Genomic DNA, 15,377 nt, shown 5'->3' with positions numbered 1-15,377 from the left:
TACCCATTAAATACTATTTCACTTTATAATAACCTCTGCAAAAAAATGAGTGCTTCGGTTTCATTGCAATCAAAAACGAATTGTAAATATCTGAGGCGGAAATGAATGCGTTTATCCAACATATAAATAATAAAATTGATTTAATATTTCCTGATACAAAGAACGATATCATGGCAGGAACTACTGATAATACAATTATAGGCAAGCTCATAAAGACCCAAAATCTCGTTTTGGGTAAGACTGCATTTGTATTTAACCAAAAAAATCTTTTACTAAATGTTAAGCTAATATCCCCTTTTTTACTTATTACTAAAATGTGTAGACATTCGTGAATGATGAAGACTAACATACCTATTATGATAAGATAAAATATATTAATATGAGTGAAACCTGTTTCAAAAAAATAAGGTATTATAAAAATGATTATCTGAAGTAAATATACAAACTTCATATAATGTTTTCGGTACCAATTATTCTGTATAAAAGGAGTCCATTCTGAAAAATCCATACTTATTTGTGGCAAGTGACGAAACCAAATTATAATATGTGTTCCCCTCCCTCATTTAAACTAATTCCTGGCTTATAGATTTAATCTACCTACTAGCACTCAACCGTAAGTTTTATATGTAGCTCTTTAATAGACTTACCAGCAATTTTTGTTGACTAAGACTAAATGCTTCTTTATACCGCCCACTTTTCTTTTCCCTTCCATTTTTTAAGTAATTGATTTGTAGAATGATTTGAGTAAGAAATTTGTATTATCATTGATACATAAATTCGACAAAATATTCCAATCACCTTTTCATAAATGATTTTCAACTGGATATCCCATGTACAGCTTGATTTCCCTATTTTGTTGAAAAGCAATTCCTTCAAGAAGTCATTACAATTGTACCTTTCTTATGTCAGCAAGTATAAAGTGAAACTTTAATCAGTGGGGGTTTTACTGCCCGGTAATGCGGGATAAAATGAATATAAAAAAGCTTAGAGTTTTAGCTCTAAGCTTTTTTATGATTTCGTTTTAATTCCTTTTACAGAGAAATATTTTTTATCCATTCGGATTTACTCAATACATAATGATTATATAGTTGATTTTCTATCTTCTGTTCACTCAAATAAGTAAACCCGCATTTTTTAATAACTTTATTTGATGGTGCATTGTTAATTAAAGCAATTGCGTTGAGGATAATTAAATTTGTTTCTTTAAACAAATAGTCAATTAAACCTTTAGTCGCTTTTGTAGCATAGCCATGATTTTGATGTTCATTTGAGATAGCATACATTATCTCTCTGTTTGGTGAAGGGAGTTCTTCTTTCATGCCTGTGCAGCACCATCCAATGCATTCATTTGTAGCTTTCTTAAATATTCCTAGCTTTAACATACGATTATCTATGTTATTCGTAGTTTTCACTGCCTCAAGAAATACTTTATTTGCTGGTATTTCATAATTTGCAATCCAATCCATCCTTTGTTCTTTTGTTGATTTCCAGTCTGGTAAAAACTTTTCTATTTCCGGTTGATTTGCTATTTTATAAATACTCTCTGCATCTTTGACCATAAACTCTTGCAAGTATATATCTCCACAATCTATTCTAAATAACTTAGTCAAACTCTCTTCTCCCATATTAATCCCCCTTACTTACGTTATAGCGCCTTAATCTGCTTCGTAAGTTCTATAAATCGTTCATCAAGTTCTTTATATTCTTTGTCGTTAGAAGTTAAAAAGCTTAATTTTCCTAATACTTCTTGTCTCTCTGTTTCTAACTTTAAACGTAGCTCTTCAATATCATCTCTTGTTTTAGTAGGTTCTTCTAGCTGCTTTTGTATCGTATTGTTTGAAAACACGAGTTTTGTGTTAGTTGTTTTCTCCAGAAAATATCGATCGTGAGATACAATTACTAATGTTCCGTTATACTCAGCTAATGTATTTTCAAGTTGTTCACGTGAAGGTAGATCCAAGTGATTCGTCGGTTCGTCTAAAATGAGTACATCTTTTTCATCTAAAATATAAGCCATTAGCTTACATTTTACTCTTTCTCCCATACTCATATGCTCAATCGGCTCTTTCCATTGAGACGCTTGGAATCCTAAATGTTTCATTAAATTTTGGACTTTTCCTCTTTCTTCAAACGTCTCTTTAAAAAATAAATTTTCCGGTGTTCTATCAAGCGGTAAATCAAAAACTTCTTGTGTTAAATAGCCTATGTTTGCAGATGGTGAAATCCATATTTCTCCTTCAGCAGTTTCCGTTCCCATAATCATCTTCAGTAATGTTGTTTTTCCACTACCGTTTGGTCCAACAATCGCAACTTTCTCACCGTGCTGAATTGTAAAATTAACGTTTTCAAATAATGCTTTCCCATGAAAGTCTTTTTTTAATTGCTTCACTTCTAAAAAGCGTTTTCCTACTTTTTTGTTCGCTTGAATAGAAAACTCAACTGAATATTCTTCTTTCACACGTTCTACTTTCGTTTTCTCCAGCTCTTTTTCGAGTCGTTTTCGTTTTGACTTCACTTGTGCATCCATTCGCTTCGCTTTTACACGATAGAATTCTTTCACACCTTCTTGTTTTGTAGACTGCGCGTGTGCCTTTTGTGACCATGAACTCAATTCTTTTATATGTGTTTCTACTTGTTCTATCTTTTTTTGCTGCTTTTCATATTCACGCTGCTGCGACTTCCTTCTTTGCTCACGTACTTTCATGTAGCTCGTATAATTACCACTATGCTCAATTAATTTTTTGTCCTCAATTGACCATATTTTTGTTGCGACAACATCTAAAAAATATCGGTCATGCGATACAACAATAACAGTACCTTTCATCTTTTTTATTTGTTTAATGAGAAATCCCGTACTGATCTCATCTAAATGATTTGTCGGTTCGTCTAATATTAAGACATTAGGATTTTCGGCAAATCCTTTTGCTAATCGAATTTTCAGCTTTTCACCACCACTTAAAGTATGAAAATCGTTCGTTGGCACGCCCCATTTCGCAAGAAGTTCTGCTTCTTGCGAAATCACATCATTACTAATAAAAGATTCTATTTCTTGCTCAACATATGCGGTTGTCATATTCATTTGCTGCCATTCAACAATCCCTTTTGAAGGCTCAATCTTTCCATTTATTAATTGAAGTAACGTTGATTTACCAGCACCATTTTTACCAATTAATCCGATAACATCCCCTTGTTTCACTGCTACATTCATTTTTTCTAACAAAGTATTTTCCATTATTTCAACGTAAACATCATTTAATTTTAAAATTTCTTTCATATTACCGATCCCTTTCATTAAGGGAGAACAAAAAAATCCTCCCAAAGTAATTTTGGCAGGATTAGTCGTTACATTATTTATACCCAAATAAGCTATTACGCAAATCAAATAGCAATACCGTTGTTTGGAATTGGGCAGACTAATCCTAATTTTTATAAATTGAAATTTATTTCATTTCAACATTTAAAAATAAGATTAGTTAATCATCGTCCACCCATCATTCCTTTCCGTCATTAATAACCATATTGTACCATACTAGTACTGTATGAGTAAATGCAATTATTTGTGCTGTTAAAAAGATTGCTTTCTTTTAGGCTTATTTATCATTTCTTAGCTTCATATTGAACAAGCACAAATTACATTGATTGTAATACGTCCTTTAGATTTCCCCAGTAGTAAACTTCTAAGCACTCTCTCTTATATAAATTTTATATAAAAACAAAATGTTATTCGTTACCCAATAACTACTTATTGTTTTTCGATAAATTTTTATTGATTATTCCCTTGTGATAAGCTATTATATCTTTACAGAAAATAATAATGTAAGGATTGAATTTATGGACAGGACATTAAAAATCACAAAGTTAAATATGTTTTTAAGGATTTTTCTCATCCCGATTATAGTAGGGATTATTGTTGGTATACTAACTAAATTGGGGCAAAGTATACTTCCTGGACACTGGAATTCATTAGCTAATCTAGGAAGCGTTTGGTTAGTTCCATCCTTTTTTGTGGCTAGCTTTAGTTATTCTAAGCGTTCAGCTATACTTTCTGGTATCCTTGCACTACTCGGTATGGTATTAGGCTACTATGGTTATGCAATAGTTATTAAAAATGTAGCTCACTCTATTTATTTTATATCTGTATGGATTGTATGTGCATGTATAGGAGGAACTATCTTTGGAATTGCAGGTTTTCTATGGAAAGATACTACAAATCCACTTCATAAATTCGGAAGCGCACTTTTAAGTGGAGTTTTTGTAACGGATGGACTTCACATTCTTTTAAATTTTGAACACTATAGTCACATGTTACCTGTTGGATATACCGAAGTCATAGTCGGGATTATCTTGATTCTTGTATTAGAACGCTCTAATGCTAATCGAATTTCTTCTTTCTTAATGATGGTTCCTATTACTATTTTAGGATTAATTGGATATAAATTATTAAGTTTGTTTGTTTAATTACAATACTGTATCATGAAAAAATAAAAGACTAATTCTATTATAATCCACAAAAAATATCACGAATTTGAACATTATACTTATTCATGTTAATACACTTATTCAAAGGATGGATACATAAAGCTACCTCTTTCAAAGGGATAGCTTTTTTCTTACAAAATCTATTTATCAATTTATTATTAAATCCTTCTAATTTAACAACCGTATTTATTAACGTGTCATTATACATACTAAGATGACCTTTTACTATTTCATATAATTGCTATAAAATAAGGCTAAAAAACCTATCTCCAAAGTTTTTTAGCCTAGATCACTTATCTACACATTAAAAAATTTAATTCGTACAACTGTACCTTTACTAACCTCTGAATTGATTTCTACACTATGTCCTAATTGTTTCGTAATTTCATATACAAGATATAGTCCCATCCCTGTTGATTCTTTAAAATCTCTACCATTTTCTCCTGTAAAGAAAGGTTTAAAGACTCTTGGTAAATCTTGCTTTGGTATTCCTACACCATTATCGATAATTTCAAGCACAACTGTATTACCTTCCTTACAAGCTTTCACTTTAATCTTTTCTCTACTACCTGATGAATACTTAATCGCATTCGATAGTATTTGTCCGATTAAAAATTGTAACCATTTCACATCACTTTCTACAGTAATATCCTTATCAATTTCAAGCTCTGGATATACAAAATTCCGGATAAAGAATCGTTTATGTTCATGTACCGAATCATTCACTATTTTATGTAGTTGTACCCTTTCTACATAAAAGTCTTGTGTAAACGCTTCTAAACGTGCGACATACAGAGCCATTTCTAATCCCTTTTTTAATCGATCAGTTTCCTCATTTATACTTTCAAAACGTGAATCTACTTCATCCTGTGTAATTAATTCTATTACAGATAAAGGTGTTTTCATTTGATGGATCCACTGATTCATAAAGGTTAAATGGTCATTATTTTTTCTCTCTTGCATTTGCAGCTGATTTTGATAATGTCTATATTGCACCTCAAGTAATTCTTGAAGAGCAGCCGATACAGCTGCAAAATCAGATTTTTGAACAGATTCATCCAAAGATTGCATGGGGTTTGCTAAGCGCTCATAAAAAGAACGATGTGTAAAATAACGAAACATTAAATAACTTCCCATAAAGAAAACACCTAGAAACATTGCATATAACGCCGTTGTAATATGATTATGCCCATCAAACCAATATACGAGAAATATAGCTAGTAGTTGAATTATGGTAAAGCAAATAAGTGGTATATGATCACGTATAAACAACCTTATCATTTTTCTATACCATTATCCCAAGTAATATGAAATCTATATCCAACACTACGAATTGTTTCAATCGCACCTTCTATATGCAACATTTGTAACTTTTTACGCACACGTGTTGTATTTACACTTAATGTATTATCATCAACATAAGATTCACTATCCCATAATTTATTAAGTAACACTTCTCTACTCACAACACGCGGATAATTTTTCATTAATGTCTCTAATAAAATAGCTTCGTTTCTCGTTATATCAATCTCGTCATTTCTAAGTTTCAATACAAGTCTTTCAGGATATAAACAAAGGCCATGTTGCTCAATCATTCGCTCTTCTAGTTTCGGTGCATAATCTCCATATGCACGTCTTAAATGACTACGAATTTTCGCCACTACAACTTCATAATGAAAAGGCTTCGGAATAAAATCATCGCCACCGTTTTCTAACGCCATAACTTGATCCATCGTGCCTTCACGGGCCGAAATGAATAGTATCGGACATGTTGAAACTCCGCGAATTTGACGACACCAAAAGTACCCATCAAAACTCGGTAAATTAATATCTAATAAAACTAACTCTGGTTGTTCTTCTAAAAAAATGTTTAATACATTTTGAAAGTCCGATACAATAACTCCTTGATAACCATATTTCGCAACATGTGTCGATAATAGTTCTGCAATTTTCATATCGTCTTCTACAATCATAATTTTGACCATTATTGAACTCCTTTTTAATCCGCAATCTCAAATATACTTATATAGAATAAATACTACCTCTTTTCACAAAATCCGTAAATTAAAAAAGGATGCTTTTATACAAAAGTATCCTTTTTCGTCCCTTATCTATTTAATATGAAATTTACTAAAAATAAATCCTAGTTTCTCCACATAATCCATTCCTAGTTCCATACGCGCTGTTTTCAGCGGATCCACAACTTGGCAAACTTTTAAATTACCTGCTGCCGATAATAAAAGCGTTGCATCAGCTTTAGACATTGCTAATTCTTCATGTAAAAATGTCACCATATTACGTACAGCACGATTTGCTGCATCATCTAACAATTTCTCTGAAGCAATCGTCATCATTTTTTCTTTTTGAATAGCCATTGGTAATGGCCATTGTTTTCCTTTTATAATTTGAACTGTTACCGTTACCTCACCAGCAACCTCTACACCACTAACACCAATTTCACCATCACCCATTGCTGCGTGTAAATCACCTAATGCTAATAGTGCTCCTGGGACATTAACTGGTAGTAGTAATATTGTTCCTTCTTTAATTTCTTTACAGTCCATATTCCCGCCGTGATCATGCGGTGTGCCACATGAAATGCTCTCTTCTTTCGGTGCAGTACCAATTACCCCAATCATTGGATTAATCGGGATTTGTAGTTCACTTGAAAACAAAACATATTCATTATGTATTGGGACAATTTTCACTGTATTTTCATTTAACTCATCACCCATTACACCAAGGTTTGCACCTGTAGTTAAAACGCCCTGCTCTGCAATTTCAATTTTTTCAATCGTTACGACTAATATATCGCCAGGTTCTGCTCCTTTAACATATACAGGTCCAGTCGCTGGATTAATTCGGTTCCAATCTAATTCTTGAAACACAACATCTTCAGAATTGATTTGATTTTCAAAGCAATCATATGTTTCAAATACAAGACTGCTCCCAATTTCTACTTCCATACACGGCTTATTTTCTGGTGACATTGAGTAAATGATATGGTCTTTATGAATTCGATACATAATACCTCTCCCTTTTATATTTATCTACTATTACTAATTAGCTTTTTTTATACAAGCTCCTCATAAAATTAAATGTTATTTTTATGTAAAAAAGCACACAGATTGTTTTATAACATACACTCTTTACTATAACAGAAAGGTGGTATCACTATGCCCCTTATTCCATACAACGAAAGTGATGTTGATTTACTAGCTCGATTAATTCGCGCTGAAGCTGAAGGCGAAGGTCGCCAAGGTGAGGAGTTAGTTGGATGCGTTGTAGTAAACCGTGTATTTTGTGATTGCTTAGATTTTAAACAACTCCGTACCGTGCGAGACGCTGTATATCAAAGCCCCGGCGGATTTGAAGCAGTACAATATGGATATTTTTATCAACGCGCTCGTGAATCAGAAAAAGAAATCGCACGAAAAGTTTTACAAGGTCAATGGCGCTGGCCTGCACGATGGGCTCTTTGGTATTTCCGTCCAGTTGGAGCTTGTCCACCTGAATGGTATAACCAGCCATTTGTAGGACAGTTTAAAAGCCATTGTTTTTATGAACCAAGTGGTGATGAATGTCCGAAAATGTATTCACGATAGTAAAATTTGCAACGCAAGTACTTAGAAATTTTGGTACTTGCGTTGCTTTTAACTGTGTTTTAGAAATCTAATAGTGTGATGAATTTTTCTATGCCTACTACATGTATTAATAATGGTATACGAGGACCATTTGATTGATTCATAATGAGCTTATATATAATAGTGAATAATTGTTTTTGATTTTCTTTCATTATTTTTTTATTTTCATGATGACAAATCGCATATAATTGCTCCATTAAGTTAGAGTAATCTTTATTAGAACGAAGTATTTTACAAACTTCTACTAGCCATTCTTTCTGCCTTTCATCTAATGTGTAGTAAAAAAACTCTGCATTTTTCTCCTCATTTACCGCGATTAATTTTTCAGATTGAAAGTTTCTTATCCAATACTCTGCGCGATTACTTATCGCTCTCATTTCATCTAATGCATAGCTCCTATCTATTTTCTTTAATATCCCCTGTAAAATAGTTGAATCAAAATTTAATAATGGTAACGTTCCTGCTACTTGATTAAATTTCGGATATTCTTTAAACTCACTATCAACTCTAGAGATTTTAATTGCATCAAATAAATCTTCATTTTTGAGCGTTTTATTTTCATAACTATCTTTCAATCGCTCATACTCTGTATAATTACGAATCACATCTTCATCCAACCCAATATGAAAAGCAGCGCCTGGTTTGTATTTTGCAAACATAAAGAGAATTACTTCTGGTATATACACTTTCAATAAATCGCTTGGTGTAATACTATTCCCTGAAGAACTAGACATTTTTTCATGATTCCCTTTAATACCAATAAAATCGTAAGAAACGTAATGAGGTGCTTCTCGATTGAATATTTTCCTTGCAATTTCTTTTGATACATTATAACTACCCGTTTCTGATGAATGATCTCTACCGCCCGGTTCAAAAATAACATCCTCTATCATCCATCTCATCGGCCAATCGATTTTCCAGTTTAGTTTCATTTTATTTGTATTTAATACGGATAACTCTTTTTCATTTCCGCATTCACATTCATACCGGACTGTTTTTAATACTTCATCAAAATGTGTAATAGTTGTTGTATCTTTTCCGCATCTCTCACAATATAATGTAGCTGGATAAAAGCTCTCTCGCTCTTCTTCACTACACTCTCCAGTTTTAAAACCCATTAAAATATCATATATTTCTTTTCGTTTATACAAGGCCTCTAATATATTTTCGTTATATCTTCCGCTTCTATATTCATCATGTTGATAAATAAATTCTACTTCAATTCCAAATGCTTGAAGCGATTTTTCAAACTCTTTTTCAAAATGCTCCGCATACGAGTTATGACATCCATACGGATCTGGAATATCACAGTATGGCATACCAATATACTTTGCAAAAGATGGATCAATATTTTTTGGAACTTTTCTAAACCTATCATAATCATCCCACGAAAATATAAAACGAGTCTTTTTCCCTAAATCTTGAAGTGCTCTTACTACGAAATAAGTCGTTACGATTTCACGAAAGTTCCCAATATGAACAGAACCTGACGGACTAATTCCAGATGCACAAACAAACATTTCTTTATTTGGATGTTTCCTAATTAATTCATGTGCTACTTCATACGCCCAATGCATATATTACTCACCTCAATTATTTTTTGTTTCTCATTTCCAGTTTTATGCAACAAAAAAACTCTCGTCCTCAAGATTATTCATCTTGAGGACGAGAGTTGTTAGCTTCGCGGTACCACCTCAGTTTGTTAATATGTCACCATATTAACCTCTTCAGGTACGGCAAAATATGCTTATACCCTATCTCTATAACGGGAGAACCCGTCGCACCATCCCTAACTAAATTAGTTCCTTGCGCAGCTCCAAGTCTTTTTTCATTAAGATGTATACCGCTCTTTCTCAGCTACCAGAGCTCTCTGTACGTATTCTTTCTTAACTACTCTTCTCTTCTATGCCTTAAATATTAGTTTTTTAATATGATAATTTATAACACTTTTATTGTCAAACTTTTCCGAATCGAAATCGTAAAATTATCTAAAAAAATTCTTTATCGCTTCTAATTGAATTTTGTGGCTACACTCATCACAACAATATGCCCCTTTTGGTTTCTCTTTAAATCGCTTATATTTTTCACTACCTTCGTAAACACGAAATATATTCTTACAAGAAAAGCAAACAATCTCATAAAACATCATATGCATTTTCCTCTCCGTGTTTATAAACCTTTTAATCACTTGAGAAGATTAGTTTTCTAGAGCACAAATCATAATATCCTCTGACTAAAAGGTTTACCTCTATTCTTATCGAATTATATTAATATCTTATAACGCGAGGTGAACATCTTGTTCAGTAATATAGACTTAGTTTTAAATGTTAAAGCAAGTTTAGCTGAAGGACCATGTTGGAATGAAAAAAAGCAACTTTTATATTGGGTTGATATTATGGAGAAAAAATTATGCATATATAATCCTACTACCAATACGAACCGAGTAATCGCTCTCAATCAACAAATTGGCTGTGTTGTTCCATATTTAGAGGATGTACTACTCTTAGCTATGGAAAAAGGCTTTTATTCTATTAATGTAAATACCGAAAAACTGACACATATTTTTGACCCCGAACCTCATTTAATAGAAAATCGTTTTAATGATGGAAAATGTGATCCAGCTGGTCGTTTCTGGGCAGGTACTACAGATACATACGGTATGAATGCTGCAGGTTCCTTATATTGTTTACATAATAATTTGAGTGTAGAGAAAAAAGTTTCACATGTAAATACTTCAAACGGAATCGCTTGGTCACCTGATCATACATCCCTTTACTTTATAGATACACCTACTAAAAAAGTGGTTCGCTATCAATATAATATACGTACTGGAGACATTCATAATCCAAGTGATGTAATCATTTTCTCTGAAAATGATGGTCTACCTGATGGTATGACAATTGACGAAGAAGGTTGTTTATGGATTGCACATTGGGGAGGTTCAAAAATAACTAGATGGAATCCCTCTACTGGAGAACAAATATTAAGTATTCCAATTCCTGCGTTATATGTAACATCATGTACATTTGGTGGACCTAACTTAACTGATTTATATGTTACAACAGCCAGAACAAGAATGACGGATGACGAATTAAAAGAGTATCCACATGCTGGTGGTATTTTTCGAATTCAAACAAATGTTAAAGGCTGCCCCACCTATTCATTTTGTAATAAAAATATTGGAGCTGAAACAATATGAACCGTATCGATTACATAAGACAAGAAGAAAAGAACTATCACGATCTTTGCTATGAACAATATAAACTATTTGAAACTGGATCTTGGCTTCACAAGCCGGTTAAAACAGTTATAGATTTAATGGACTACTTTGAAGAGAAAAACAAATTACAAGTGCTTGACCTTGGCTCTGGCGTCGGTAGAAATAGCATTCCAATTGCACAAAAGATTAAAAATGCTAGCGGAACTGTTACATGTGTTGATTTACTTAATTCCGCTTTAACAAAGCTACAAATTTATAGCAAAGAACATGACGTATTCGAGGTTATAAAAACAGAACAAGCAGCAATTGAAAACTATCATATTAGAACTAATACTTATGACTATATCGTTGCAGTATCAAGTTTAGAGCATGTTAAATCAGAAGAAGATTTAAAAAACGTGCTCCAATCTATGAAAAGAGGTACAAAAAACGGTGGTATTAATTGTTTAATTATTAACTCTAACATACAAGAAATTGATTTAAAAACGAATGAAGAATTAGAGGCTTTAATTGAAATTAATCTCCTAACTGAAGAAATGATACGCCTATTAAAAAGTATTTATAAAGGATGGAAAGAAGTAAAAGTTGAAATAAAAGAATTAGCTTATAATATAGTTCGTAATGAAAGACACATTCGATTAAAAACAAATGCCATTACATTTGTCATTCGGAAATAATACTATAAAAAGTAAGGATATTTCCTCATATATTCATAGGAATACCCTTACCTTTTATTTTCATAAAATTATTTTGTTATTAGTTTTCGCATCATTTAAAATATAATTTTCTTTCGACATACTACTCAGCTATTAATTGAATTCATTAACTGGAAGAAATATTCTGCTTCATGAGTCTCATTCAATTTATACCATGAATGAAGTGTATCCGGCGCAAATACATCTAATTTTTTCAGTACTTCCATGGCAAATTCTAGAGGCGCTACACCCGATGCAGTAATAAGGTTTCTACTAGACGCTACAGGTCCCACTTCATAAAAATTTTCTCCTTTATAAGTAGGACAAACCATTTTCATATACTCTAAACTATTACTTGTGTGATTTATAGAATCCAAGTAACCGTAATTTGCAAGACCTATAGTTGCACCGCAAATTGCTGCTACAATTGTACCAAGTTTTAAAGCTTCACCAACTGTTTTCAAAATAGGTTTATGTATTTCTTCACTCCAAGTATTCCCTCCAGGTAAAATTAATAAATCGTTACTCTCAAGGATACATTCATCTAGGGAAATATCCGGCTTTATATTCAAGCCCCCCATTGAAATAATCGTTTCTCTATTTATTCCAACTGTAACTACTTTAAAAGGCGCTACATCTTTTTTGAAATATCTCCCTGTATTAAGTTCAGCAATTAAATGTCCGTATTCCCAATCAGACATCGTGTCAAATACATATAGATAGGCTTTTCTTGTTTGCATTCAATAACACTCCATTCATATACTACACTCTTAATTAAAACAAGTGCTCTTTTCAGTTTAACATTTTATTCAATATTTATGGTTTAAAATGCCAAATAAAAGAGCACTTGTTTCCGCAAGTGCTCTTTTGGGGATTTTGAGATACCCTATTAACGAAAGTTAAGGTTACTTAAAGTTAAAAGGTATTTATATTATATGCTTGTCCTTTTTATTTGTGCATAATCAATATATAAACATCTTTAATCATTCTTAATAACTTTTAGTTATCGTTCTTTCTTACATTTTATCATTAAGAAATTGATTGAAGGTTTATTTGCCATGTTCTTATTTGGTTCATCAATTTCCGAAACTTTTACTAATCTATATTGATTAAAATCTTTTTTTATAGATTCAGAATCATAAAAGAACATTTTTACACCTTCCATTATCTCATAATAATCTTTATCCAACTGTTTTCCTTTTCCGTACATGGGAGCTTTTTTAGAAACAGTTGTAAAAACCATATATCCGCCTGGTTTTAACTGATTATAACAATCTTCAATAAATTTCTCTCTTTCCTGTTCATTCAACAAATGAAGAAGTGCATGACTAAATATCCCATCATACAGTTTATTATCAAAAGGCATTTCGTTTACTGAACCGTGATACATACTAACATCTTCTAGTCCGTTTTCTCTTGCTAAATCGATCGCTGTTTTCGAAATTTCAATACCTGTTACATTTATACCATTATCGATAAAAACCTTTGCATTTCTTCCATATCCAATACCCGGAACTAATATATTCTTAACGTTCTTTTCAAGAAAAAAATCTTTTGTCAAAATTGCAGATTCTGTAGGTTCAAATCCCCACATCGTTTGTTTTTCGATAAAACTTGATTCCCAAAATTCCATTATGTATCTATCTCCTTATTTTCAATCCATTTTTAGTATCACATTAAAAACTTATAAACTTTAACGCTGCGTCTACCTATGCCAAATTAGTTTTTTACCACATTCACTATAAGTCCATTGAATATAGCACAATTATAAGCCTATATCTATTATAATGATTGGTTTAAAATCCACCCTATTTTATTAATCCTTACGTTTGTAGAAAAATAAAAAAGCCAATACTTCCGTTATAGTATTGGCTTTTTCTCACGAGAAATTATCTTTTTATATTGTACCGATCTAATACTTTTTCTAACATTTCTAAAGTTATTGGTTGTGCTTCTTTTATTAATTGATAACCAATACGACCATTCGGTTCCGCTGTAACTTGCTGTAAACTCTTTACGTCATGAATCCCTTTTTCTCTTAATTCCATATAAAGTTGTTGTTCCGACATTTTTGCCTGCATCAAATTCTCTTTTACAATCTCTCCATTTTCAACAATTATAATGCTACTTCCATTTAAAAATTGTTCCACCTTCCTTGATTTCAATTCAAAGAAATGAATGATAAGTAATATGCTTGCAAATATGATAGCCGCAAATATAGATGGGACTACTTTTCTACTTAATACAGGTTCTACAATAATACGGCCAATTGATACAACTATAATGATTTCAGCTCTTGTCATTTGGCTCACAGATGTACTACCTGTCATTTTCAAAACAATTATTCCAGTAAAAGTTAATATAATACTTTCCAAAATTATATTCATAACTACCCAATCCTTTAATGGTGTATTTTACTATCATTCCCATCAAAGGTGTGTTTTACTTACCTATTAAGTTGTTAAATCCTTCAGACCATGATGGAAATAAAGGTGTCCATCCATACTCTTTACGTGCCTTATTATTGGAAGCTCCTCTTTCCCAACTATTTTTCCCATCTTGAACTTTAGGCTGAGGTGCCCCTATCGCTGCTGCATATATTGGTAACCATTCTTTACTAGTTGCTGGATAATTATCTACAATATTTACGATTCCTGAAGGCCAATTAAGGACTAGCATAGTAGCTCTTGCAGCATCTTCAACATGTATAAACGAGCTTATCCCGTCTGATGCGATAATTTCATTATTACGAACTTGATTTGCTATTAATCCGTTTTCCGCATACCATGTTCCTGGTCCGTATAATGTGCCGTAACGAAGTATAACCGATTCAGGTAACTCAGTAACAGCTTTTTCTAATTTCAATATGCCATTAACAGTGACTTGCCGAGGCATAGAAGCAGTAATATGTAGTGAGTCTTTTTCAGTCGCAAATGTATCCCCTGATTCATACGCCCATGAAATACTTTGAGCGATTATTTTCTGTACCCCTACATTTTTAGCGGCATCGACAAGGTTACGAGTGCCTTTTGTTCTAATTTTTGCATTATCCTCAAAATTCCATGAAGACAATGACGTTAATTGATGAATAACTACATCGGGATTTGTTTCTTCTAATACAGAAAATACAGCCTTTCTATTAAATACATCAGCTATTACTGGTATGGCACCAATCTTTTTCATTGCTTCTACTTGCGAAGTATTACGGATCATCGCAAAAACTGTATGCCCATTTTTTATTAACATTGGCAATAAAGAACGTCCTATTACACCAGTTGCACCTGCTACAAATATTTTCATATATGGTCCTCCTCATTTAGTAATCATAAATGTGACGAA

16 protein-coding genes and 1 other annotated feature are annotated in these 15,377 nt (G+C 32.4%); of the genes, 4 read left to right on the top strand and 12 right to left on the bottom strand.

Annotated features, from left to right (window positions below):
- Positions 1–13: 13 nt before the first annotated feature.
- From AC1Q51_RS04325 to abc-f, 3 genes are all read right to left on the bottom strand, one after another.
- Positions 14–508 carry a DUF3267 domain-containing protein gene (locus AC1Q51_RS04325; RefSeq protein WP_080126419.1) on the bottom strand — a complete coding sequence of 165 codons (495 nt, stop codon included), beginning with the start codon at positions 506–508 and terminating at the stop codon, positions 14–16.
- Positions 509–1,031: 523 nt separating this feature from the next.
- Complete coding sequence (locus tag AC1Q51_RS04320; RefSeq protein ID WP_090976690.1) at positions 1,032–1,625, bottom strand: GNAT family N-acetyltransferase; 594 nt, start codon at positions 1,623–1,625, stop codon at positions 1,032–1,034.
- Between the two features lie 20 nt (positions 1,626–1,645).
- Complete coding sequence (gene abc-f / locus AC1Q51_RS04315; protein ID WP_002152855.1) at positions 1,646–3,274, bottom strand: ribosomal protection-like ABC-F family protein; 1,629 nt, start codon at positions 3,272–3,274, stop codon at positions 1,646–1,648.
- 557 nt (positions 3,275–3,831) lie between these two features.
- Between abc-f and AC1Q51_RS04310 the strand changes: the two genes are divergently transcribed.
- Positions 3,832–4,458 (top strand): DUF6518 family protein, encoded by a 627-nt coding sequence (locus tag AC1Q51_RS04310; protein WP_000376270.1) that lies wholly within the window; start codon positions 3,832–3,834, stop codon positions 4,456–4,458.
- Between the two features lie 318 nt (positions 4,459–4,776).
- Here AC1Q51_RS04310 and AC1Q51_RS04305 read toward each other — a convergent pair whose 3' ends face one another.
- The 3 genes from AC1Q51_RS04305 to AC1Q51_RS04295 all read right to left on the bottom strand — a co-directional run bounded on the left by AC1Q51_RS04305 (position 4,777) and on the right by AC1Q51_RS04295 (position 7,505).
- The gene (locus AC1Q51_RS04305; protein WP_002094028.1) at positions 4,777–5,760 is read right to left on the bottom strand and encodes a sensor histidine kinase; all 984 of its coding nucleotides are present in this window, start codon (positions 5,758–5,760) and stop codon (positions 4,777–4,779) included.
- Entirely contained in the window at positions 5,757–6,464 is a 708-nt protein-coding gene (locus AC1Q51_RS04300; RefSeq protein ID WP_000238993.1) for a response regulator transcription factor, read from the bottom strand. Before AC1Q51_RS04300 ends, AC1Q51_RS04305 begins: the two co-directional genes overlap by 4 nt.
- Positions 6,465–6,590: 126 nt before the next feature.
- Entirely contained in the window at positions 6,591–7,505 is a 915-nt protein-coding gene (locus AC1Q51_RS04295) for an acetamidase/formamidase family protein (RefSeq protein ID WP_090976688.1), read from the bottom strand.
- Positions 7,506–7,655: 150 nt separating this feature from the next.
- Between AC1Q51_RS04295 and AC1Q51_RS04290 the strand changes: the two genes are divergently transcribed.
- The gene (locus AC1Q51_RS04290; protein WP_001128402.1) at positions 7,656–8,084 is read left to right on the top strand and encodes a cell wall hydrolase; all 429 of its coding nucleotides are present in this window, start codon (positions 7,656–7,658) and stop codon (positions 8,082–8,084) included.
- A gap of 59 nt (positions 8,085–8,143) precedes the next feature.
- Here AC1Q51_RS04290 and lysS read toward each other — a convergent pair whose 3' ends face one another.
- Positions 8,144–9,700, bottom strand: coding sequence for a lysine--tRNA ligase (gene lysS / locus AC1Q51_RS04285; protein ID WP_098256468.1), 1,557 nt, complete (start codon positions 9,698–9,700; stop codon positions 8,144–8,146).
- Between the two features lie 81 nt (positions 9,701–9,781).
- Positions 9,782–10,038 (bottom strand) — a binding site (T-box leader).
- 69 nt (positions 10,039–10,107) lie between these two features.
- Positions 10,108–10,278, bottom strand: coding sequence for a DUF2197 domain-containing protein (locus AC1Q51_RS04280; RefSeq protein WP_000551042.1), 171 nt, complete (start codon positions 10,276–10,278; stop codon positions 10,108–10,110).
- 141 nt (positions 10,279–10,419) lie between these two features.
- Here AC1Q51_RS04280 and AC1Q51_RS04275 point away from each other — a divergent pair, with 141 nt between their 5' ends.
- Complete coding sequence (locus AC1Q51_RS04275) at positions 10,420–11,322, top strand: SMP-30/gluconolactonase/LRE family protein (RefSeq protein ID WP_090976685.1); 903 nt, start codon at positions 10,420–10,422, stop codon at positions 11,320–11,322.
- Positions 11,319–12,020, top strand: coding sequence for a class I SAM-dependent methyltransferase (locus AC1Q51_RS04270; protein WP_090976683.1), 702 nt, complete (start codon positions 11,319–11,321; stop codon positions 12,018–12,020). Before AC1Q51_RS04275 ends, AC1Q51_RS04270 begins: the two co-directional genes overlap by 4 nt.
- 125 nt (positions 12,021–12,145) lie before the next feature.
- Here AC1Q51_RS04270 and AC1Q51_RS04265 read toward each other — a convergent pair whose 3' ends face one another.
- The 4 genes from AC1Q51_RS04265 to AC1Q51_RS04250 all read right to left on the bottom strand — a co-directional run bounded on the left by AC1Q51_RS04265 (position 12,146) and on the right by AC1Q51_RS04250 (position 15,338).
- Positions 12,146–12,778 carry a type 1 glutamine amidotransferase family protein gene (locus tag AC1Q51_RS04265; RefSeq protein ID WP_061660663.1) on the bottom strand — a complete coding sequence of 211 codons (633 nt, stop codon included), beginning with the start codon at positions 12,776–12,778 and terminating at the stop codon, positions 12,146–12,148.
- Positions 12,779–13,041: 263 nt separating this feature from the next.
- Positions 13,042–13,671: a class I SAM-dependent methyltransferase gene (locus AC1Q51_RS04260; protein WP_000397611.1), complete on the bottom strand. Its 630-nt coding sequence runs from the start codon at positions 13,669–13,671 to the stop codon at positions 13,042–13,044.
- Positions 13,672–13,927: 256 nt separating this feature from the next.
- Positions 13,928–14,425 carry a DUF421 domain-containing protein gene (locus AC1Q51_RS04255; protein WP_001021414.1) on the bottom strand — a complete coding sequence of 166 codons (498 nt, stop codon included), beginning with the start codon at positions 14,423–14,425 and terminating at the stop codon, positions 13,928–13,930.
- A gap of 55 nt (positions 14,426–14,480) precedes the next feature.
- Complete coding sequence (locus tag AC1Q51_RS04250; protein ID WP_492331394.1) at positions 14,481–15,338, bottom strand: NAD-dependent epimerase/dehydratase family protein; 858 nt, start codon at positions 15,336–15,338, stop codon at positions 14,481–14,483.
- Positions 15,339–15,377: the final 39 nt, after the last annotated feature.

This window comes from Bacillus sp. MT94 (assembly GCF_058792475.1).
The sequence above is the reverse complement of the archived record's forward strand: the minus strand, read 5'-3'. Positions and strand labels throughout refer to the sequence as shown.